General features: G+C 42.2%; 19 protein-coding genes and 2 pseudogenes. 9 read left to right on the forward strand and 12 right to left on the reverse strand.

Features of this window, described 5'->3' with window-relative positions:
• Positions 1 to 1,458: ATP-binding cassette domain-containing protein (locus B4C48_RS13570; RefSeq protein WP_291357400.1), on the forward strand; the 1,458-nt coding region annotated here is incomplete at its 5' end.
• 380 nt (positions 1,459 to 1,838) lie between these two features.
• On the opposite strand, the gene B4C48_RS13575 is transcribed toward B4C48_RS13570, so the two are convergent.
• The 5 genes from B4C48_RS13575 to dnaA all read right to left on the reverse strand — a co-directional run bounded on the left by B4C48_RS13575 (position 1,839) and on the right by dnaA (position 8,645).
• Positions 1,839 to 2,204 (reverse strand): hypothetical protein, encoded by a 366-nt coding sequence (locus B4C48_RS13575; protein WP_291357457.1) that lies wholly within the window; start codon positions 2,202 to 2,204, stop codon positions 1,839 to 1,841.
• Positions 2,205 to 2,378: 174 nt separating this feature from the next.
• Positions 2,379 to 4,847, reverse strand: coding sequence for a DNA topoisomerase (ATP-hydrolyzing) subunit B (gene gyrB, locus B4C48_RS13580; RefSeq protein WP_291357402.1), 2,469 nt, complete (start codon positions 4,845 to 4,847; stop codon positions 2,379 to 2,381).
• 54 nt (positions 4,848 to 4,901) lie between these two features.
• Positions 4,902 to 5,984 (reverse strand): DNA replication/repair protein RecF, encoded by a 1,083-nt coding sequence (recF, locus tag B4C48_RS13585; protein WP_291357404.1) that lies wholly within the window; start codon positions 5,982 to 5,984, stop codon positions 4,902 to 4,904.
• A 27-nt stretch (positions 5,985 to 6,011) separates the two neighbouring features.
• On the reverse strand, positions 6,012 to 7,157 hold the full coding sequence (gene dnaN, locus B4C48_RS13590) for a DNA polymerase III subunit beta (protein WP_291357406.1): 1,146 nt from the start codon (positions 7,155 to 7,157) through the stop codon (positions 6,012 to 6,014).
• Between the two features lie 108 nt (positions 7,158 to 7,265).
• Positions 7,266 to 8,645 (reverse strand): chromosomal replication initiator protein DnaA, encoded by a 1,380-nt coding sequence (dnaA, locus tag B4C48_RS13595; RefSeq protein WP_291357408.1) that lies wholly within the window; start codon positions 8,643 to 8,645, stop codon positions 7,266 to 7,268.
• 660 nt (positions 8,646 to 9,305) lie between these two features.
• On the opposite strand from dnaA, the gene rpmH reads away from it, so the two are divergent.
• The 6 genes from rpmH (at position 9,306) to B4C48_RS13625 (ending at position 14,095) form a co-directional block, all read left to right on the forward strand.
• On the forward strand, positions 9,306 to 9,440 hold the full coding sequence (gene rpmH, locus B4C48_RS13600; protein WP_000831329.1) for a 50S ribosomal protein L34: 135 nt from the start codon (positions 9,306 to 9,308) through the stop codon (positions 9,438 to 9,440).
• 29 nt (positions 9,441 to 9,469) lie between these two features.
• On the forward strand, positions 9,470 to 9,859 hold the full coding sequence (rnpA, locus tag B4C48_RS13605) for a ribonuclease P protein component (protein ID WP_291357410.1): 390 nt from the start codon (positions 9,470 to 9,472) through the stop codon (positions 9,857 to 9,859).
• 9 nt (positions 9,860 to 9,868) lie between these two features.
• Positions 9,869 to 10,189, forward strand: coding sequence for a membrane protein insertion efficiency factor YidD (gene yidD, locus B4C48_RS13610; RefSeq protein WP_291357412.1), 321 nt, complete (start codon positions 9,869 to 9,871; stop codon positions 10,187 to 10,189).
• 5 nt (positions 10,190 to 10,194) lie between these two features.
• Positions 10,195 to 11,949: a membrane protein insertase YidC gene (gene yidC, locus B4C48_RS13615; protein ID WP_291357413.1), complete on the forward strand. Its 1,755-nt coding sequence runs from the start codon at positions 10,195 to 10,197 to the stop codon at positions 11,947 to 11,949.
• Positions 11,950 to 12,049: 100 nt separating this feature from the next.
• On the forward strand, positions 12,050 to 13,405 hold the full coding sequence (mnmE, locus tag B4C48_RS13620; protein WP_291357415.1) for a tRNA uridine-5-carboxymethylaminomethyl(34) synthesis GTPase MnmE: 1,356 nt from the start codon (positions 12,050 to 12,052) through the stop codon (positions 13,403 to 13,405).
• Positions 13,406 to 13,759: 354 nt separating this feature from the next.
• Complete coding sequence (locus B4C48_RS13625; RefSeq protein WP_291357417.1) at positions 13,760 to 14,095, forward strand: DUF1622 domain-containing protein; 336 nt, start codon at positions 13,760 to 13,762, stop codon at positions 14,093 to 14,095.
• A 110-nt stretch (positions 14,096 to 14,205) separates the two neighbouring features.
• Here the strand turns inward: B4C48_RS13625 and B4C48_RS13630 are convergent, their stop codons facing one another.
• Complete coding sequence (locus B4C48_RS13630) at positions 14,206 to 15,393, reverse strand: MFS transporter (RefSeq protein WP_291357419.1); 1,188 nt, start codon at positions 15,391 to 15,393, stop codon at positions 14,206 to 14,208.
• Between the two features lie 122 nt (positions 15,394 to 15,515).
• On the reverse strand, positions 15,516 to 15,782 hold the full coding sequence (locus B4C48_RS13635; RefSeq protein ID WP_291357459.1) for a metal/formaldehyde-sensitive transcriptional repressor: 267 nt from the start codon (positions 15,780 to 15,782) through the stop codon (positions 15,516 to 15,518).
• 54 nt (positions 15,783 to 15,836) lie between these two features.
• On the opposite strand from B4C48_RS13635, the pseudogene dmeF reads away from it, so the two are divergent.
• Both dmeF and B4C48_RS13645 read left to right on the forward strand, forming a co-directional pair.
• Positions 15,837 to 16,813, forward strand: a pseudogene (dmeF, locus tag B4C48_RS13640) (CDF family Co(II)/Ni(II) efflux transporter DmeF).
• Between the two features lie 81 nt (positions 16,814 to 16,894).
• A pseudogene (locus tag B4C48_RS13645) lies at positions 16,895 to 17,597 on the forward strand (DsbC family protein).
• An 86-nt stretch (positions 17,598 to 17,683) separates the two neighbouring features.
• On the opposite strand, the gene B4C48_RS13650 reads toward B4C48_RS13645, so the two are convergent.
• From B4C48_RS13650 to B4C48_RS13670, 5 genes are all read right to left on the reverse strand, one after another.
• Entirely contained in the window at positions 17,684 to 17,941 is a 258-nt protein-coding gene (locus B4C48_RS13650) for a GlsB/YeaQ/YmgE family stress response membrane protein (protein WP_291357421.1), read from the reverse strand.
• Positions 17,942 to 18,119: 178 nt separating this feature from the next.
• Positions 18,120 to 18,647 (reverse strand): hypoxanthine phosphoribosyltransferase, encoded by a 528-nt coding sequence (gene hpt / locus B4C48_RS13655; RefSeq protein ID WP_291357423.1) that lies wholly within the window; start codon positions 18,645 to 18,647, stop codon positions 18,120 to 18,122.
• A gap of 198 nt (positions 18,648 to 18,845) precedes the next feature.
• Positions 18,846 to 20,183, reverse strand: a complete 1,338-nt coding sequence (gene guaD / locus B4C48_RS13660; protein WP_291357425.1) for a guanine deaminase — start codon at positions 20,181 to 20,183, stop codon at positions 18,846 to 18,848.
• Between the two features lie 203 nt (positions 20,184 to 20,386).
• Positions 20,387 to 21,343, reverse strand: coding sequence for a TerC family protein (locus tag B4C48_RS13665; protein WP_291357427.1), 957 nt, complete (start codon positions 21,341 to 21,343; stop codon positions 20,387 to 20,389).
• 310 nt (positions 21,344 to 21,653) lie between these two features.
• The gene (locus B4C48_RS13670) at positions 21,654 to 22,844 is read right to left on the reverse strand and encodes a sugar transporter (RefSeq protein WP_291357429.1); all 1,191 of its coding nucleotides are present in this window, start codon (positions 22,842 to 22,844) and stop codon (positions 21,654 to 21,656) included.
• Between the last annotated feature and the right edge of the window lie 167 nt (positions 22,845 to 23,011).

Consider the following 23,011-nt stretch of genomic DNA (forward strand, 5'->3'; position numbering starts at 1 on the left):
GCCCGTACGCTGATGAGCCGTTCAGACTTGCTGTTACTGGACGAACCGACCAACCATCTAGACTTAGATGCAATTTTATGGCTGGAAGACTGGTTAAAAGCTTATGAAGGCACCCTGATTTTAATTTCACATGACCGTGATTTCCTGGATGCCGTTACCGATCATATTTTACATATCGAAAACCAAGAACTCATTTTATACACCGGAAATTATTCCACCTTTGAACGTACCCGTAGTGAACGTCTGGCACAGCAACAACAAGCTTATGAAAAACAGCTTGAAACGCGGGCACATTTACAAAAATTTATTGACCGCTTTAAGGCCAAAGCCACCAAAGCCAAACAGGCTCAAAGCCGGATTAAACAATTAGAACGTATGCAGGAACTTTCTGCTGCGCATGTCGATACACCGTTTACCTTCAGTTTCCGTGAACCGACTAAAATGAGCTCGCCTCTGCTGCAACTGGAACATGCAGATATTGGTTATGGCGATAAGTTGATTGTGACCAATGTCAATCTACAAATCACCCCCAGCAGCCGTATCGGTTTACTTGGGATGAATGGTGCAGGTAAGTCGACGCTGATCAAATCTTTAGTCGGTGACCTGAAACTACTCAAAGGGACACGCAAAGATTCTGAATTGCTGAATATTGGTTATTTTGCCCAGCATCAAATGGATGCCCTGGATGGTAGTGCCAGTCCAATGCTGCAATTGTCAAGAATCGCGGACAAAAAAATCAGTGAAGCAACTTTACGTGCATTCCTGGGAAGTTTTGGCTTTAGTGGCGAACGTATGGATACACCAAGTGAAGGCTTCTCCGGTGGTGAGCGTGCACGTTTAGCTTTGGCTTTAATTGTATGGCAACGTCCAAACGTGTTGATTCTGGATGAACCGACCAACCATTTGGACCTGGATATGCGTCATGCCCTGACCATGGCTTTACAAGACTTTGAAGGTGCTGTGGTATTGGTATCGCATGAGCGTCAACTGATTGCCAGCGTATGCGATGAATTGTTATTGGTCCACAATGGTCAATGTCGTGAATTTGATGGTGATCTGGTTGCATATGCGGATTGGTTACGTCAGGCACGTATCGAGATGATCAAAAATGGTCAAAAATCTGCTGAACCGGTGAAGTCGCAAGTAGAAGTAAAACCGGCAATATCCAAGCTCGATAAAGAAGCGCAACGTAAAGAAACCGCACGACGCCGTGAAATGATCCGCCCAATTCGTAAAAATATTGAAAAAAATGAAGCACAGATGACCAAGCTGCAAGCACGTTTAACTGAAATTGAAGTATTACTGGCTGATACGGCAATCTATGAAGCAAATCGTAAAGATGATTTACTTAAATTGATGAATGAACAAGCCAAGTTAAAAAGTGAACTGGAAACTGCGGAAGAACAAATGCTAGAGCTGATGATGGAACTGGAAGAGCTGGAAAGTTCTTTTGAATAAGGCATTTTTCTATTCTTAAGCCAAGCTAAAGCAATGCTTATTTTATAATCGCAGTACAATTTTAAAGTTGTACTGCGATTTTTTAATTTTTCTAAACGTCCCTTCTCGATAGTCATTTTAGCCAGCTATAGCGATTTATTTTCAATTGAACAACACCATCAAGTTTTAAATTCAAAATCATCTTAAAATAAATTTAAAACAAGATTTTAAATTTAAAAATCTTATCCACAACCCTTCAAAATTCCAGTTTAAATTTAAAATAAAAGATTATTTTATCTTGTGGATAAGTTAATTTTAATTTTTCTAATCCACTAAACTGATGGTTTAGCAAGTTATCCACATGAGTTTTTCCTTATGTTTTCTATTTGGATTAAGTTTTATTATTTATTTTGAGCGGTTTTCTTACGTTTTAAAAACCTGAGTTCGATAATTTTCCAAGCGCCCTGATTGACCCATGATTCCTGAATCTGTTTCTGATCCTGCAAGCCAATCAAGACTTTGCAATGCTTCAAATCTTTATCATAATCAAATTCTTCAAACTCAACTGCGGGTTTTTGCGGCTTCCAGACACCATTTTTTACGGCATGAGCAATCCTGTCATAGCGGACAAAATTGCTTTCTACACGACCTTCCTGCTCGTAGACCACCTTGAACTGTTCATGTTCATACTGAGCAAGGACCTCATAATTTCCGCTAAAAAAGGCCTCAGTCCAGATATCACGGATCTGTTCCAATTCTTGATCCATAGCGCTCACCTCGTCATATTGCATGATGATTTCCTCTTGCTTAGAGTCATCATGACAGAGGAATAAGTCATTTTAATAAAAATAAAGATGGCTAAAAGGTAATCAGATTAAGATAAAAATAGCATAAAAAAAGCACCCCGAAGGGTGCTGTTTACAATTTCACTTATCAATAGATCAAGCATCAATATCCGCATTCAGGGCATTTTCTTCAATGAAGGCACGACGCGGTTCCACATCATCTCCCATCAAACAGGAGAACATGCGATCTGCTTCAATGGCATCGTCAATAGTCACTTGCAGCATGTTACGGTTTTCAGGATCCATGGTGGTTTCCCATAGCTGTTCCGCATTCATCTCACCCAGTCCTTTATAGCGCTGGATCATCATGCCGCGACGTGAGTCAGATAAAATGTGCTGCCAAACCTGATGGAAAGTCGCCACATTAATCTTACGATCACCTTTCTGCAAATAAGCACCATCTTCAAGCAAGGTAAACCAGCTCTTCGAGTTTTGCAGTAAACGCTTGTATTCACTTGAAGCCAGCAGGCCAGCATCCAGCAAATAATGGTGTGGCAAGTTGTGTACATATACCGTTACACGTGGCCAGTAATGCGCCACCTTGCTGCCATCTGCGTGTTCTTTCTCAAACAGTTCAAGCGTGATTTCAGGACGTAAACTTGGCTGATACGCTTCGATAGCAGCGCGCAACTGTTCAGACCACTGTTTCACATAGTCTTCATCATGGCTATGGTCGAGCTTGAATGCATCCAGGCCCAGCAAACCATCCAGCAAACTTGCTGGATAACGGAGAGTTAAACGATTCAAACTTTTCTGTGAAACTTGGTAATCTTCAATCACTTTTGCCAGTGCTTGACCGGTAATAGCTGGAGATTCAGCACTAATATGCAAGGATAAATCATCAATTGCATTTGAAATCAGGAAGGTTTCCAGAGCATCATTATCTTTAAGATATTGCTCATGCTTACCTTTTTTCAACTTATACAATGGTGGCTGTGCGATATAGATATAACCACGTTCCACCAGTTCAGGCATTTGACGGAAGAAGAAGGTCAACAGTAACGTACGAATGTGCGAACCATCGACGTCAGCATCGGTCATGATGATGATTTTGTGATAACGCAACTTGTCCGGATTGTACTCTTCACGGCCAATACCGCAGCCCAAGGCCGTAATCAGCGTACCGACTTCCTGACTCGAGATCATCTTGTCAAAGCGCGCACGTTCCACGTTCAGGATTTTACCTTTCAGCGGTAAAATGGCTTGCATCTTACGGTTACGACCCTGTTTTGCAGAACCGCCCGCAGAGTCACCTTCGACTAAGTACAATTCAGACAATGCCGGGTCTTTTTCCTGGCAGTCCGCCAATTTACCTGGCAGGCCGGCGATATCTAGCGCACTCTTACGACGGGTCATTTCACGCGCTTTACGTGCAGCATCACGCGCACGTGCCGCATCGATAATTTTTCCGGCAATCGATTTTGCCGCTTGCGGATTTTCCAGCAGGTATTCCGAGAATGACTTGTTCATCGCCTGCTCTACCGCAGGCTTCACTTCACTTGAAACCAGTTTTTCCTTGGTTTGTGAAGAGAATTTAGGATCAGGCACTTTTACCGAAACAATCGCGGTCAAACCTTCACGCGCATCATCACCCGATACAGCAACTTTCTCTTTTTTGAGCAAGTTTTCATTTTCCATATAGCTGTTTAAGCCACGGGTTAAAGCTGCACGGAAACCGGCTAAATGCGTCCCACCATCTTTTTGTGGAATGTTATTGGTAAAACAGCGCACGTTTTCTTGATAGGTATCGTTCCATTGCAAGGCAACTTCTACACCAATACCATTGTCTGATTGAACGGTAAAATGAAAAATATCATTCAGATGGGTTTTACCCTGATTGATATATTTTACAAATTCAGATAAACCACCTTCGTAATCAAACACATGTTCCGCGTCAATACGTTCATCGCGCAGCACAATACGCACACCGGCATTCAAGAATGAAAGCTCACGCAAACGGCGCGCTAAAATATCGACATTAAAAATAGTTTGGCTAAAGGTTTCAGCACTTGGCCAGAAACGTACAATGGTACCGGTTTTATCAGTATCTCCCACCACTTTCAGCGGATAAACCGGATCACCATGTTTATATTCTTGTTGGTGAATATGGCCAGCTCTGAGAATGGTCAATTCAAGTTTGCTGGATAAGGCATTCACTACAGAAACACCTACACCGTGCAAACCACCAGAGACTTTATAGCTATTATCGTCAAACTTACCACCGGCATGCAGAATGGTTAAAATCACTTCTGCTGCAGAAACCCCTTCTTCAGGGTGAATATCGGTTGGAATACCACGACCATTATCTGAAACGCTGACTGACTCATCTTCATGGATGGTCACCAGGATTTCGTCGCAGTGACCTGCCAAGGCTTCATCGATGGCGTTATCGACCACCTCAAACACCATGTGATGTAAGCCTGAACCATCGTCAGTATCGCCAATATACATACCTGGACGCTTACGCACAGCATCGAGGCCACGTAATACCTTGATACTAGAGGAATCATAAGCTTTTTCATTGGTTGGTTCTGTTTGAGAAGCAGCTTGATCTTCTGAACTCATGGTTTCTCCCTAGTGAAATATAGGTCTATCCAAAGATGGGTAAAATCTAAAAAGTTATGGCACAACAACCTGAACTTGACCATTTTCAACTTTGAATAATTGATATGAAATAGACAAATCATGTAAATGTTTTTTGACTGATTCATGCTCTAAAGTAGTAATAAAAACCTGACTACCAAGTTGGCTTAATCGTTCAATTAATCGTCGTTGTGCAGCTAAATCTAATTCTGCTGTCAGATCATCTAATAATACCACAGTTTCCTTATTACAGGCATGTAGCATTGCAATCTGTGACAGTTTTAAAGCCATCATTAGCAGCTTTTTCTGACCGCGTGAAAGCACCACATCCGCATCTCCCATCGCTGTTTTTAAACGTAAATCTGCACGATGCGGTCCATACTCGGTATAACGGCGATCGACATCTTTCTGGTGATGCACAGTCAAGTCATGCAGCAGGCCCTGTTCGGTATGAAAGCCAGGACTATATTCCAATTCAACCGCAAGATTGGGCAACAACTGCTGCAAATCCTGCTCAAAATAAACCTTCCACTGTTCAACAATAGCGCTACGCTGCGAATTCAGCATTTCACCATATTCCGCCAGCATTTTGTTCCACGGCTCTAAATCATTCAGACTGAGATTTCTTTGTGATTTCAGCAAACTGTTGCGTTGCTTTAAGGCACGAGCATAATACTGCCAAGCATGATAAAAATCTGGTTCCACGTGGAACATCAACCAGTCAAGAAGTTGTCGGCGTGGTTTAGCACCATAATCGATGATGTCAGTGCTTTGTGGATCAATATGCTGTAAAGGCAAGATTTTGGCCAGCTGTCCTTGGGTCGCAATATGATCACCATTGACCTTAATCAGCTGCTCACCCGATAACAGCTTTTGCATACCGATTTTTTCTGTTGCCGATTGCGCAAACACAATCGCATCGCCTGTTTCATTCTGGATATAGTTTTTAGGAATATGGGTGCGAAAAGAACGTCCGGTCGCCAGCAAATGAATGGCCTCTAAAATCGAGGTTTTACCTGAGCCATTTTGCCCATAAAAGACATTAAACGGCTGCAACTCCTGGAGTGCAACCGCCTTTAAGTTTCGAACACGTTCTATATTTAGACGCGTAATATGCATAGTTTGATCTGATTCAATATCGGCAAATTAAACACGCATTGGCATCACAACATAGGTTTGATCCTGTTGCGCTGGATCATGTACCAATACTGATTGATTCGCTTCCGTCATGGTCATGGACACATCTTCACCATCCAAAGCACCCAATACATCTAACAGGTATTGTGCATTGAATGACATTTCCATTGGTGCATCTGCATATTGAATGGCCAGATCTTCAATCGCTTCATCCTGCTCCGGGTTATTGGCACGAAGCTGTAAAGAATCGGCACCAAAATTCAGGAATACGCCACGTAATTTTTCATTACTGAGAATCGCTACACGCTGTAATGATTGCTTGAATACGTCATGTGCGATCAAGACATTTTTATCGCCACCACGCGGAATCACCCGACGGTAATCCGGGAATTTTCCATCAATTAACTTGGTGGTAAAACGAACGGTAATATTGCCCTGTTCCTTATCACGGCTCGGGGTGCTAATAGTCACATTTAATAGTTCACGGCCAATCAATAAAGACAATTGCTCATCTTCAATGCTAAGCAAACGCTGTAATTCTGCTACGGCTTTACGTGGCACAATCGCTTGAATGGCTTGAGTAGTATTTGAAGTTGCCGCCGTTTCACACAGTGCCAAACGGTGACCATCAGTCGTTACAGCACGCAGCTGATTTTGATCAATTTCAAGTAAAGTACCAGTCAAATAAAAACGCACATCCTGTACTGCCATAGCAAACGCGGTTTTTTCAAATAAACGTTTTAACTCGCGCTGAGTCACGGTCACCTGGGTGCCTTGAGCATTTTCAGTACTTAACAGCGGATAATCTTCAGCAGGCAAAGTCCCCAACACAAAACGGCTATTTCCTGATTTTAAAATGCAACGATCTTCAGTGATTTGCAGGTCAATCAAGGCAGCAGCAGGCAAAGACTTGCAGATGTCCATCAGTTTACGTGCCGGTACAGTGGTTTCACCTGCTTGCAGACACGCCCCTTCAGCCAATGTTGTACTGGCCACCAATTCCACTTCCAGATCGGAACCGGTAATGGTTAAGGATTCATGATTCACTTGAATTTTTACGTTAGACAGAATGTTTAAAGTATGGCGACGTTCAACCGCTCCTACGACATGTGACAGAACATTAAGTAAGCTTTCTTTCGCGATTTTCAAACGCACGGTACATTCCTCTAACAACTGAAGATTAAAATAAATAAATGTGTTTTTAGCACTGTACTATGCGGCAGAATATGCCGCATTGCAAGAATAGAATTTGATCAAAATGGATCAGCTTTGCAACAGCCGTTGCAAGTTTTTATAGTCTTCATTAAAGATCGGATCTTCCTCACGCAGGCTGATCACTTTTTCACAGGCATGCATGACAGTACTGTGATCGCGCCCACCAAAAGCCATACCAATTTCTGGAAAACTATCTCCAGTCAGTTCACGTGCCAAGCCCATCGCAAGCTGACGTGGACGGGCATAAATACGGGTACGTTTCGGACCGACAATTTCTTTTAAAGGAATACGGAAATACTCACTCACCACACGCTGGATATTTTCAGTACTGATGGTACGCGCACGAATAGCCAGCACGTCTTTTAAGGATTCACGTACCACCTCCAGATCGATCGGCGTACCTTTAAAACGGGAAATCGCCACGACTTTGTTGAGTGCACCTTCCAGTTCACGGACATTGGCCACCACTTGCTGGGCAATAAACAAGGCACAGTTACGTGGTAACTCCACCCCACTGCTTTCCGCTTTTTTCAGCAAAATTTCAATCCGGGTTTCAATATCCGGTGGCTCCACTCCAACCGATAATCCCCATGAAAAACGTGAAACCAGACGTGCATCTAGTTCGGTGAGTTCTTTCGGATAACGGTCGGAAGTTAAAATAATCTGTTTCGACTCATCCAATAAGGCGTTAAAGGTATAAAAGAACTCGACCAGACTGGCTTCTTTACCTGCCAGCAAATGAATATCATCCACCAGCAACAGATCGAGCGAGCGGCAATTCTTTTTAAACTCTTCCACTTTGCCTTGCTGTAAAGAGCTGACAAAATCCTGGACAAAACTTTCCGCAGTCATATACATCACCCGTGCATTGGGCTTAGCTTGCAATAAAGCATTACCAACCGCTTGCATAAGGTGGGTTTTACCCAAACCGGTAGGACCATATAAAAATAACGGATTATGCTGTGAAGCCCCCAATTGGGTTAATACCTTACGACAGGTTTCCGCTGCCATCTGGTTCGAACGGCCTTCAACAAACAGGGAAAAAGTAAATAAGGGATTGAGTAAACGTTTACGGCTGTTTTTATTGCCTGTTTCATCTTTTTCTTTTTTAGCTTTGGAAACAGCAGCAGGAGCTGACTGTAATGCCGCTGTAGTCGTTGCCGGTTGTTCATTGGCAGATAAAATCGCGCCTGGGCGTGAATCTACCAGAATTTCAACTTTACGTACCCGACCCTCAGACATCTGTTCAGCCAAAATGGTGATCAGTTCCAGATGGTGTTCCTGAATATAACGGGTCCAATAAGGATTAGGCGCATACAGTCTTAAAGTATCGTTCAGCTCTTCAGCAACGAGAGGGCGAATCCACATTGTAAAGACATTTCCCGAAAGCTCTTGTCGCAAACGAGTTAGACAGTCTGTCCAAAGCATGTGAAACCCCTATTCATTCCATTGTTAGTAAAAAAATCATGCGAGCCCGACCAAGCGGGTCGCCATTCTATCGAAGTTATCCACATCTGTCATGGCAAAATTAAGGAAATATCACTCAAAAAGTAATTTTCCGATTAAATTTAAATTTAAATTGCGGTGTGGATAAGTTTATCCGCAAGCTGTGGATAAAATATATCACAAAGTTATCCACAATTTAATAAAATCATAAAAACATAGATATCCACAATACAAGTTTATGTTTATAAAAATAAAATATAGCTTTTCCACAGAAAAACAGCTCCATAATAATAATAAATTTAAATTTATAAATTTGAATTTATTTATAAGAGCGGTAGTTGGTGGGGATAACTTTCAATATTTTTAAATTTAAATTCAAAAGTAAAGAAAATCATTTTATCAACATTGAGCTGTGGATAACATTGTTAATATTTCTGTTTATAACTTATGTTGCATTATTAATCAACAACTTATATTGTGTGTAAAATTAAAACAGTTTTGAATGGAATATAAAATCTCAGATTTTCAGTTTTTTTAAAAAAAATGCCTTATTTTGAAAGAAAGTTTGTTTTTGATTGACAGCTCACCGAATGAACACTAAAATCGCGAACCTTCATAGAAGATCATTTTTGGAGTTTCAATATGAAACGTACATTCCAACCATCAGAATTAAAGCGTAAGCGTGTTCATGGTTTCCGTGCTCGTATGGCTACTAAAGCTGGTCGTCAAGTATTAGCTCGTCGTCGTGCAAAAGGTCGTCATAGCTTAACTGTTTAATTAGTTAAGTTATTGCGATTTTGGGTGTTATGACACTTTATGGCTTCAGCACAGAGGTACGTATACGCTGTGCTGCCGATTATAAAAGTGTGTTTGATGGTGCGCTTTTTAAAGTGCATCAACCCCATTTCCTATTTCTTGCCAAAAATTCCGAACAGCCGAAAAGCCGTTTGGGTATTGTTGTTGCTAAGAAGAAAGTGCGTCGTGCACATGAAAGAAATAGAGTAAAACGTCTTGCGCGCGAAAGTTTTCGCCTGCATCAGCAGCAATTAGATTTATTAGATATTGTGGTCATGCCTAAAGTCGGCATTGAATCAATCCCTAATGCAGAATTGCAACAGCAATTACAATTTGCTTGGCAGAAATTGCAACGCCTTGCCAATAAGCATAAAAAGATAGCTCCCTCCCCACAAAAGTAGAGATGGCCAATGGTACGTTTACTGCATTGGTTGATTCGATTCTATCAGATCGCGATTAGTCCTTTATTGGGACCCCGCTGTCGTTATATTCCAACATGTTCTCAATATTCTTTAGAAGCAGTCCATTCGCATGGTGCTGTGCGTGGTGCGTGGTTAGCTACCAAACGTATTTGTCGTTGTCATCCTTGGGGTGGCTCGGGTTATGATCCTGTTCCGCCAAAAGCAATTCGTTTTATTTCATTTCAGCAAATAGATTCTCAAATGCTTCACGTTGTTGTACCCTTTCGTGATCGTTTATTGAACCGAAATCACTCTAACTACTTGGGATAATAGATATGCAACAATGGGCCAGGTTTGCAATTCTAGGGGCCATGTTTGTCGTCGCATATTTGCTTATTTTGGCTTGGCAAAAAGATTATGGTCATGCAGAAACTAAAGCGCAGCAAGAAACTGCCGTTGTTTCACATGAAGTATCTGCAGATTTGCCAAATGGTCAAACCGCGACTACTGCGTCTGACATGCCTCAAGCGAATATTGCGACTCAGCAAACTACAACAGATGCTACTGCACCTGTAAGTCAACAGCTTATTTCAGTACAAACTGACCTTTATCATCTTTGGATTAATCCTAAAGGTGGTGACATTGTTCGTATTGAATTATTGAACCATGATAAAGATAAAGACAGTGATGCGCCGTTTGTGATGCTGGAAAGCGATGCAAAACGTACTTATGTTGCTCAGTCTGGCTTGATTGGTTTGAATGGACCAGACAGTAACCGTAATGGTCGTCCGGTATATGAAACTGAAAAAGCCTCTTATACCCTGGCGGATGCCAAAGCAGAAACAACCAAAGATGGTCAGGCGGAAAAAGTTTTATCGGTACCGATGGTTTATAAAACTGCCGATGGCGTTGAGATCATTAAAACCTTTACCTTCAAACAAGGTGAATATCCGATTATTGTGAACCACAAGGTAGTAAACCGTAGTGGCCAGAACTGGCAAGGTCAGATGTTTGGTCAAATCAAGCGGGATAACTCGGATGATCCAGGTAAATCTTCCCAAGGTATTTTCACTTTAGGAACGTTCTTAGGTGGTGCTTGGGGTACGCCTGACGAACATTATAACAAGCTGAAATTTGACAACTTCAATGAAGAAAAATTGAATGTCGAAGCCAAAGGTGGCTGGGTTGCTGTCGTGCAGCATTATTTTGTCAGTGCCTGGATTCCAGGGGATCTGAAACTGACCCAAGCCAATGGTCAGCCTTATACTGCAAAACTGGAATCTCGCCAATCTACCGATAACATGAACATTATTGGTTTCACTTCACCGACCATCAATGTGCCGGCCGGTACCACTGCGGAAGTGGATGCGACGTTCTATTCAGGTCCTAAAGTACAGTCTGAATTGAAAGACCTGGCTGTAGGCTTGAATCAAACCGTGGATTATGGCTGGTTGTGGCCAATTGCCAAATTATTGTTCTTGGGCCTTCAGTTCTTCCATAACATTGTTGGTAACTGGGGCTGGTCAATTATCCTGTTGACTGTACTGGTAAAACTGATTCTTTGGCCATTATCGTCTAAGAGCTACCGTTCTATGGCGAAAATGCGTGTGATTGCACCAGAAATGCAGCGCATGAAAGAAGAGTTCGGCGAAGACCGTATGCGTTTCTCGCAAGAAATGATGGCACTGTATAAGCGTGAACAAGTGAACCCACTTTCTGGTTGCTTGCCATTGCTGTTACAAATGCCGATTTTCCTGGCCTTGTACTGGGTATTGATGGAGTCTGTAGAACTTCGTCATGCACCTTGGTTGGCTTGGATTCAAGATTTATCTGCCATGGATCCGTGGTTTATCCTGCCGTTATTGATGGGTTTAACCATGTTTATCCAGCAGTCTTTAAATCCGCAGCCGGCTGATCCGATGCAGGCGAAAGTCTTCAAGATCATGCCAATTATCTTCACCGTATTTATGTTGTTCTTCCCTGCGGGCTTGGTGTTGTACTGGATTGTCAACAACAGTATTACCATCTTGCAGCAAAGCCTGATCAACAAAGGTGTGGCGAAAGAACGCGAAAAGCGTGAAGTTGTTTAAGTAACGACTGATTGCGAATAGCTGAATAAATCCGCTTAAGATGGTAATCTTAGGCGGATTTTTCTTTGGCTGTGATTTGGGATTTTTTTAGGTGAATTTTATGCAAAACCTTACTACGATTGCTGCGATTGCAACTCCGCCTGGGCGGGGTGGCGTGGGGGTGATTCGTCTGTCTGGTCCGAAATCTTATGCCATTGCAGAAGCTTTGACTCAAAAAGCCTTGCCTAAAGCCCGTTTTGCCGGTTTCCGTCAGTTTTATGATGCTTCGGGTGAAGTGATGGATGAAGGCTTGGCGATTTGCTTCCCTAATCCACATTCGTTTACCGGTGAAGATGTGGTGGAGCTGCAAGGTCATGGCGGCCCCGTGATTCAAAATGCTTTACTTGGCCGTTTACTGGAGCTGGGTGCAACCGCTGCCAAAGCGGGTGAATTTTCCATGCGTGCCTTTGAAAATGGCAAACTGGATCTGGTGCAAGCCGAGGCGATTGCCGACCTGATTGATGCTACTTCACAAGCTGCAGCACGTTCTGCAGTACGCTCGTTACAAGGCGCCTTCTCTACCCGGGTCAATACCGTATTAGAAAAATTGATTCATTTGCGCCTGCATGTGGAAGCTGCGATTGATTTCCCGGAAGAAGAAATCGACTTTTTGGCAGACGGCAAAATTTTAACCTTGCTGGAAGAGGTACAACGTTCAGTTGCTGCCGTGCAAACCTCGGCACGACAAGGCCAGTTATTGCGTGAAGGTTTACAGGTGGTGATTGCGGGTAAACCGAATGCAGGTAAATCTTCCTTGTTGAATACTCTGGCGGGAAATGAGCGCGCCATTGTGACCGATATTGCCGGGACCACCCGTGACGTGTTGCATGAAAAAATCACTTTAAATGGCTTGCCGATCACCCTGACCGATACTGCAGGTCTGCGTGAAACCGGCGATGTGGTGGAAAAAGAAGGCATCCGCCGCGCAATTAAAGAAATTGAACAGGCCGATTTGTTGCTGCTGGTCTATGACTTAAGCCAGGGAGAAGATCCGCTGCAATTGGCACAAAACTATTTTGCCGAACATCTGGAACCGCGCCGTTTAATGCTGATTGCCAACAAGTGTGATTTAACTGGTGCAGTCGCTGCAATTGGCGATTATCAGGGATTTCGTCATATTACCGTGTCTGCCAAGCAGGAAACCGGGGTCCAGTCACTCATAGAAGCGATTACAGCGCATGCAGGCTTCCAGCCGGAAGAAGATACCTTTATTGCCCGTACCCGTCATTTAGACGCAATGAAGCGTACTCAGCACTACCTTGCAGAAGCACATGAGCAGCTAGTGGTGTTCCATGCGGGTGAATTGGTAGCGGAATCCCTGCGACTGGCGCAAAATGCCTTGGGTGAAATTACCGGTGACTTTAGTGCAGATGACTTGTTGGGCAAGATCTTTGGATCATTCTGTATTGGAAAGTAATTTAAAATTATCCCTATATTCCAGTAAGTTTTAATTTGAATTAAATAGCATTAAGTTTTAATAACTTAGTGCTTTTTTTATATCATTGAGTGATTCAGGGTATGTTCAAAATCCATCTGATGGCATGATATTTTATTCGGTTATTAGTCACTAGATAAGAAAATGCCTGAATGAAAATTGGGCAATTCAATCTTGCCGAGCATGAATACAATGCGTTTAAGCATTTTGAGAATGAACCTACAATCTGGAGATGTGAGTAAGATCATTAAAGCTGAAGAGGATCGTTTAGCATTGAGGCTTGGACAGATACGAATATTAAAAAGTGAGCAGTAAAATCTTTTATGGAGGTGTTGAATGTTTGATGTCATGTTTTTGCGTGAACTCTTAGTCTCCTGGGTTCATTTCCTCCAATTATTTTTAGAAATGATTTCAGTGGTGTGTGTAATCATTGGCTTGATCAAAACCTCGATGGTATTAATTCAGCTTAAATCAGGTCGCACAGCACGTTATTGTTTTGGAGACTGGCTCGCTACCGCACTTGAATTTCAGTTAGCCGCAGATATTTTAGCCACCACTGTCGACCCAGATCTGGATAGCTTAATTAAATTGGCCATCATTGCGGTAATTCGTACTTTCTTGAATTATTTTTTAATCAAAGAGCTGGAATATCAACCCAATTCTGGAAAATGAGGGGATGAGAAGGCGAAATATAAAAACTGCTCTGTTATGGCTTTATTGATTTAATCCCACAGGACTTGCGTCACCATAATTACCCTTCCTATTCCATTTTTTGAGCTGGTTTAAGCGCAAGGTGTTTCAGACTCAATTTTTTTATACCAAATTAACAGATACAAGCACAGTAAACAGCACGCAGCACAAAAACTGAGTATGCCGGCGGTTAAACCAAAATGATCGGCAAGATAACCCACGGCAAGAATGGGTAAAATGGTGCCTAAATATGCGACAAATAAATAGGTCGACATCACCGCAGCCAGGTTGTGCAGGTTGGTCATGGCATGAATTAAACCAAATGCCCCGATCAGGGCTAATCCATGACCTACGCCAACCAGTACATCACTGATAAAAAAAAGAAAACTCCAGTGTGGATATATACATAATCCCAGGATCAATAAACTGAACAACAGCGTATACAGCCCATAATTTAGGCATTTTCTTGCAGGAATTGATCTGGAAAAATACTGTACCATGGCAGAAATCAGCAAAATGCAGGTAATGGCCAATCCACTGACCAAAGGACCATGCCAAGGAATGATGAACTGTACAAATGAGGGAGAAAGCGAAGCGAATAGGCTAAACGCTGCAAAGGCACAAAAGGCAGTCAAACCGGTAATATAAAACTCAGCATGAAATTTTACTTCAGGACGTTCTAAATGCGGGGCAATCGAGAACGTCTGTGCGCTAAATTTAAGCTGTGGCAGACGTAACAAGCCTACGAAGCACAACACTGCCCCAACAATGACAGGAATATACGGGGTAAATAGCGGTGTAGCAGAAAACTGGGCAATGAGTCCACCGACCAGTGGGCCTAGACCAAAACCAACGGCGGTAATCACCGAGCTGAGCTGGGGTGCATGGTTTTTATGTGATTCAGGAATACTCCACATCAGTCCAATCAATGCCGAGGTGGTCATTAATCCCGAGGCAATTCCAATAATAAAACGCCCCAAAGACAGCCATAGCACATTATTTGCGAACATGGACAGTAGAAGCCCAAGGGTAATGATGACCAAACCCAGTTCTAAGGTTTTTAAAAAGCCAATGCTGTTACTGGTCCGGCCTAAAAACAGGAGCGTGGCTAAACAGCCTAACATATAGGTGACAAAAATATAGGTGATATGACTCGGCAACAGATGCCAAAGTTGCCGATAGATGAGATATAAAGGGCTGGCCAGTGCCGTCCCCATCGTTCCAATACAAAGTGCCAGGCTGACCATGATAAAAGGTCGCCATGATTGAGAATGTGTCATTTAGAGGATCGCAAAAATATGTGAGCTAACAGACTAAATTTCACATATTGAGAAAATATAAGAGCTATATCTGAAGTTTTAGCGCAATCCACTTTAAGGGTCAATTTATATGATGTAAAGATTTACCCATAACGCTTTAATAATTTGAGAAATTCTACCATTTCCTGTTCATTAATTTCAGTCTGTTCTCCAATCACGTGATGACGCAAATGCGCTTCGATAAGCTCATTCATCAGACCATTTACCGCCCCTTTAACGGCTGCCACTTGCTGTAAAACACTCATACAGGAATACTCCGGATCATTCAGAGCGTGCTCTACAGCATTGATTTGTCCTTGTAAACGTTTGACTCGGTTCTGAATTTTCTTGTCTTGATGTAAATGACCCAACATTTTTCTCCAAAAATAAATATACTATGGGGGAGTATATTGAAAAACAAGATTATGCAAAAAGTCCCCTTAAACCGAGCTCATAGTCATCAGTTTGATGAAGGTAATCCACTTGCACAAAAACGCATTCTATTAGCGACCATTCTAACGGCAGTGATGATGTTATTAGAAGTAGCTGGTGGATGGATTTACAATTCGATGGCCTTGCTGGCGGATGGCTGGCACATGAGTTCGCATATGCTGGCACTGGGGCTGGCTTATTTTGCTTATCGATCTGCCCGTTATTATGCCCAAGATCACCGTTTTAGTTTTGGTACCTGGAAAATAGAAATTTTAGCTGGCTATAGCAGTGCAATCTTATTGATGGTGGTGGCACTCTTTATGGCATTTCAGTCTGTAGAACGACTACTGAATCCGGTTGCCATTCATTATAACCAGGCCATTTCGATTGCCATTTTAGGTCTGGTGATTAATTTAATTTGCGCGTGGTTGCTGCATGATGATCACCATCACCATCACCATCATGAAGATAACCATCAGCATGAACATCATCACCATGATTTAAACCAGAAAGCGGCCTTTATGCATGTGGTGGCAGATGCTGTGACTTCGGTATTTGCCATTGTGGCACTGTTTGCAGCCAAATATTTGGGCTGGAATTTTCTTGATGCGGTATTGGGGATTCTGGGTTCAATTTTGGTGGCCAAATGGGCCTTGGGTCTGATCAAAGAAACCGGAAAAACCTTACTCGATGCTGAAATGGATCATCCGGTGGTGGAGGAAATACGCGAAGTGCTTGCAGAATTTCCAGTGGTAGAAATTACCGACCTACATGTCTGGAAAGTGGGTAAAGGCAAATTTTCCTGTATTTTAGCTTTAGCTACTGATTCTGATTTGAATGCCGATCAGGTTCGTGAAGCCTTATCCATTCATGAGGAAATTGTGCATATTTCAGTAGAAATTAATCCGATATAAATCGGGTTAATGTTCCACGTGAAACCTTGGTGGGTAAATATGTGTGCTTTGCGTAAGGGCAGCAAAACTTTTAAGATTATCTGGCTGGTTTTTGAGTAGAATCAGCTGGAAATAGTTTAAAGTAATGAGCAAAACAGATGATTAAAAAAACATTGGCATGTGCCTTGGTGAGTTTAATTTCCACCTTAACTTTAGCAAATGTCGATACGGTTAAAGCCAACCTGAGTAAGCAACATCCGAAATTAAAAATTGAAAATATCCAAACCACCGAGATGAAAGGAATTTATAGCGGTTCAATGGATGGGCAAGTGGTGTATTTAGGGGAAGATGCCCAGCACATTCTGGTAGGTTCGATGTTCCGTTTAACTGATCAGAAAAACCTGACCAAAGATTTAATGCTTAAACAAAACAGTATTGACTGGAAAAAATTGCCTTTTCAGGATGCAATTAAAACGGTGCGAGGTAATGGTAAACGTCAGATCGCCATCTTTTCTGACCCAAATTGCCCGTATTGCAAACAACTTGAGACTGAAATAAGCAAGTTAAATAATGTCACTATCTATACCTTTATCTACCCGATCAAAAGCCAATCTGTGGCTGTTTCCAAACAGGTATTTTGTGAGAAAGATCCAGCTTTAGCCTGGTCAAACCTGATCAGTAAAGGCATTCAACCCGCTGCAAATAAAAGCTGTGCCAACCCGATTGAGCGTAATTTAAGTTTAGGCCAAACTTTAGATTTAAGTGGTACTCCAGCGCTTATTTTCTCGAATGGTTTTAAGGTGATGGGTGCCCGCCCTGCTCCAGGAAATTGAACTTATGTGGAAAGAACTCGGTTTGTAAACATGATTTGTTTCTTAATCAAGCAATAAAAAAAGCACCTAATGAGGTGCTTTTTACTGGGGAGATTGATTATTTTAAATCACGATTTAAACACGTGATTTTTTAGTGACCAGGTTATAAATGAATAAAATAATGAGTGCCCCGATCACTGAAGCGATAAAGCCTGCGGCCGAGTTTTCATCATAAAGTCCGAGTAAACGTCCGCCGTAGGTCGCCAATAAAGAACCGGCAATACCTAACAGGGTGGTTACAATAAATCCTGATTTATCATTTCCAGGATGAATAGCACGCGCGATTAGGCCTGCAATAAAACCCACTACGATGGCAACTATAAGTGTCCACATATGTCTTCTCCATTTATCGTTAGTTTATATATTTTCATTACGCTTTCATTTTTATAATTAATCATTAATGGAAAAGTAAACAGTTGAGTCCTGCTAAAAACTGTTGTTGTTTTGTTCCTGCTAAAATTTTAATGATAAAAAAGTGGCCAATGGCCACTTTAAATATTTAGTCTTTATTTTAAAGGCCAATTTCACCAATAAAGGGAATATGGCGATATTTTTGATTATAGTCCAAGCCGTAACCGACAATAAACTTATCTTCAACTTCAAAGCCTAGGAATTTCACTTCCAGTTCAATTTCACGGCGTGAAGGTTTACTGATTAAAGTACACAGCTCAATAGAATTCGGGCTACGCGTGCTTAAAATTTCCAGCACTTTGCTGAGGGTATTGCCGGAGTCAATAATATCTTCAACAATTAATACATCTTTACCGCGAATTTCGCCGTCCAGGTCTTTTAAAATTTTAACATCGCGACTTGAAACCGTACCGCCACCGTAACTTGATACCGTCATAAAGTCGAGTTCATGCGGTTTGGTAATTGCACGACATAAATCAGCCATAAAAATAACTGAACCACGAAGTAAACCAATCAACACAAGTTCTTTGTCACTATTGGCATAGTGAGCATCAATTTTTGTACCAAGCTCTTTGACTTTCGCATCAATTTCTTCAGCTGAGATCATTACGCTCATATGAACGGTCATGGGTAGATACCTAAAAGCAGATCAAAATAAAAAAGGTGTTGACCAGCAACACCTCAAAAGATGTTTTAATTTTAATACATCTGCTCAAGAGATGCATCTTTTTTGCCGCTGAAAATGTATCAGGCCTTAAGCTCTGCACTATCACGTTTAAGTAAAACCGCACAAAGCACGCCTATGCCAATCAACAAGAATATCTTTTTATGGGATATTTTTGTGGTTTTCTGATTTTGCATATACTGCTTCTCCATAAACATAAGTGGCATGGATACTACGATCATCGCCCATGGTCATCAGGGCAAATAAAGCATCTTCAATACCTTTGGCACGTTCCTGACGCAGGGCTTGCAGTGCTGTCGCTTTTAAATCCAGCACAACAAAATCGGCTTCTTTACCCACGTTAAAGTTACCCAGTTTGTCGTCCAGATCCAAAGCCTTGGCTCCACCCAAAGTGGCGTGATACAAGGATTCAAATGCAGAGAGTTTATCACCCTGAAGCTGTTGAACTTTATAGGCTTCGTTTAAGGTTTGCAGCTGGTTAAAGGAAGTGCCCGCACCGATATCTGTACCTAAGCCGACTTTAACCTGTTTTTCCCAGGTTTTTTTCAGTGGAAATAAGCCACTGCCCAAGAACAAATTTGAGGTCGGACAAAAGGCAATTGCCGAGTTGGTCTGGTGCATGCAGTCCCACTCAGCATCTTCTAAATGCACGCAATGGGCAAAGACCGAACGCTGTCCGGTTAGGCCATAATGGTGATAGACATCCAGATAGCCTTTTTGTTCTGGAAAAAGTGCTTTGACCCAGGCAATTTCATTTTTATTTTCACTTAAATGAGTATGGACATAAACCTCAGGATATTCTGCTTTCAGCTGCCCTGCCCGAGCAAGTTGCTCTGGTGTCGAGGTGGGCGCAAAACGCGGGGTAATCGCATACAGGTTACGGCCTTTGCCATGCCATTTTTCAATCAGTGACTTAGAGTCCTGATAAGCAGTTTCAGCCGTGTCACACAGCCCTTCAGGTGCATGGCGGTCCATCATCACTTTACCGGCAATCAAACGCATTTGCTGCTGTTCGGCAGCTTCAAATAAGGCATCGACCGATTCAGCATGGACTGTACAAAACACCAAAGCGGTGGTGGTACCGTTTTTTAATAATTCCTGCACAAAAAACTGCGCTATTTTGTCGGCATAGGCTTTGTCTTTAAACTGTAATTCGGTTGGAAAAGTATAAGTATTCAGCCATTCCAGCAGCTGTTCGCCATAAGCACCGACCATCTCGGTTTGCGGGAAATGGATATGGGTATCAATAAAGCCCGGCACAATCAGCTTGTCGGGATAATGATGAACCTGGACATTAGCCGGAACATGCTGTTGTCCGGTTTGCCAGTCGCCAAACCAGCGAATTTTGCCATTTTCAGTAATAAGTAAACCATCTTCTACATATCGCACTTGGTCGTGAATCTCACGCGCTTGGGCAACCGTATTCTGGATATCTAGGAAGCGACCGCGAACTGCCGTCGTTGCAACTACAGAAGACATTGAAAACCTGCAATGTTGAATTTTTTCGATTGATTGTACCTGAAATTTTTCCGTTAAAGCGTAGTAGCTTAGTTGAACGTCTCCCCTTCTTTTATAAATTAAACCGATTTTTAGGTGCTGCAATAACAGGAAAATATAGCAATAGAACCGATAAAAAAGCCTTCCCTCTGCAAGATGAAAGGCTGGATCATTTTATTTGAAAATTACAGTTGCTCTTGCTTCTTGTTATATCGAATCGATAACCAGGTGGTAATTGCCAGTACAATCACAATAAAACCGAGCGAAATCCAGATTGGCATATGGAACACGTCAAGCATCAACATTTTAAAACCAATAAACAGCAGGATAATCCCCAGGCCATAAGGTAAATAATGCATTTTAGATGCCGCACCTGCCAGCATGAAGAACATTGCACGTAAGCCTAAAATCGCCATTAAATTTGCGGTTAACACAATAAAGGGATCACTGGTCACTGCAAAAATAGCCGGAATGGAGTCCACGGCGAAAATCACATCGGAGGCTTCAACCAAAATCAACACCAAGAATAATGGCGTTGCCCATAACAACCCATTTTGACGCACGAAGAAGTTATGGCCATCCAGATGCGGAGTAATACGGATATGTTTACGTAACCACTTGAGTAAGGCCATATCTTCAATATTCGGGTTTTCTTCATGACCTTTAAGAAACTTGAAGCCGGTATAGACCAGAAAGGCACCGAAGATATACAGAATCCAGGAAAATTCCTGAACGAACCATGCGCCAATAAAAATAAAGATGGTACGCAAAACAATGGCACCGAGTACGCCGTAAAGCAGCACCTTGCGTTGTAATGCTGGAGGAATAGCAAAGGCTGAAAAAATCATCAGCCAGACAAATACATTATCAATGGCCAGGGATTTTTCTAACAAATAGCCGGCAAAATATTCCATGGTTTTTTGATTAGCTAAAGCAACACCCGCAGTTTGCTGTAAATAAAGCCATAAACCGCCTGCGAACAGCATGGAGACGCTGACCCAGGCAATACTCCAGTGGGCGGCTGACTTAATTTTAATGGGTTGGTCTTCTTTGTGTTTAAAACCAATAAAGTCGATGATGAGCATGACTGCCACTATCGCAAAAAATGCCAGATACAACCCAGGGCTGCCGATGGATTCCATAAAAATCTCCGCACCCGACAACCGGCCATAAAAAAACCTTGACCTGTTGCCAGATGATTTAAACATCTGTGTCAACATGATCAAGGTCTTGCCTACATCTGAATATCCACATTTTGTAAATTCAGATGCTCAGATACCGACTTTTTGCAAAGTGTAATGACGATATTCTGACACGTCCAGCAGAATTGCTTCTAAGGACGCTTGGAGGAGGCTACTCCCCTTGTTCAACTCAATTTTGTTTTGGATCTAATCCAAATGTGACTGAAGAATCGCATATTTATGTGAATTGTGCAAATTTTATCGACCTCATTTACAGTTTAATAAAATCTTTACGTTGCACCAAAACAAGTGCCAACAGCGTACCAATTACTGCCACCAAACCGCCCACTATTCCAATCTGGCTTACGCCCAAACTTGCAGTCACTACGCCACCCAGCAATGCGCCACCGCCAATCCCGACATTATATAGACCTGAATAAATCGCTATGGCGACATCGGTGGCATCCGAAGCCAGGTTCAGGGTTTTGGCTTGCAATGCCAGGCTAAAGCAAATAATACTCATACCCCAAAATAAGCTGAGCGTACTCAAACCAATAAAACCTTGTGCCAATGGCAGTAACAGCAACATGGAGATGGCGAGTAAAGCACAGCTTAAAGGAATCGCCAGTTTTGGATATCGGTTGCCAAATTTGCCAAACAGAAAAGAACCAATAAATCCGGCACCGCCATAGATGAGCAATAAACGGGTGGTTTGCGCAGAACTAAAATGGGCAATATTCAGGGTAAAAGGTTCGATATAACTATAAGCGGTAAATTGTGCAGTAATGATGAGAATGGTTAATCCAAATACCATCACCAGGCTGGGACGTTTAAATAAGATGCCAATACTTTTTAGTGAACCTGAATTGACACTGGGCAGTTTCGGTAGGGTTTTGGCCAAGGTGAGACAAATGATGGCTGCACCCAGTGCAATTAAGGCAAAAGTATTGCGCCAGCCATAGGCTTCGCCAATCATGCGGCCAAAAGGAATGCCCAAGACCATCGCTAAAGCCGTCCCTGTCGCGAGTAAACCCAGCGCCTGAAATTCTTTCCCTTTTGGTGCTACCCGTACCGCTAAGGATGCAGTAATTGACCAGAACAGTGCATGGGAAAATGCAATCCCGATCCGGCTGGCCAACAACACGTTAAAATTCCAGGCAAAATAAGAGAGACCATGACTGAAAATGAACACCACAAATAGCGCAATCAGTAAAAAACGCCGTTCGACATTCCGCGTCATTAGCATCATTGGTAATGAGATGGGGGCAACTACCCAGGCATAAAGGGTAATCATGATCCCGACATCGGTGGCAGGCATATTGAAACTGTGGCCAATATCGCTGAGCAAGGCCACAGGAATAAATTCAGTGGTATTAAAAATAAAGGCTGCAAAAGCTAAAGTGATTACACAAATCCATTGTCGGGTCGGATTTTGCGGTGTTTCAGAAGATAGGGATGACATAGTCAGATAATTTGATAAGTAGCGTTAAAGTTTAGGCTTAAATCCTAAACTTGTTAAGTTTAATCCTGAGGATGAAATGTGCTAAGCATTTATAGAAATAGCCAAAAACTTAACACTATTGCGCAGCTATTTATGGCATGTTTATTTATATTCACCTGAATGAGAGC

Source organism: Acinetobacter sp. UBA3106, from assembly GCA_002365595.1.
Taxonomy (GTDB): domain Bacteria; phylum Pseudomonadota; class Gammaproteobacteria; order Pseudomonadales; family Moraxellaceae; genus Acinetobacter.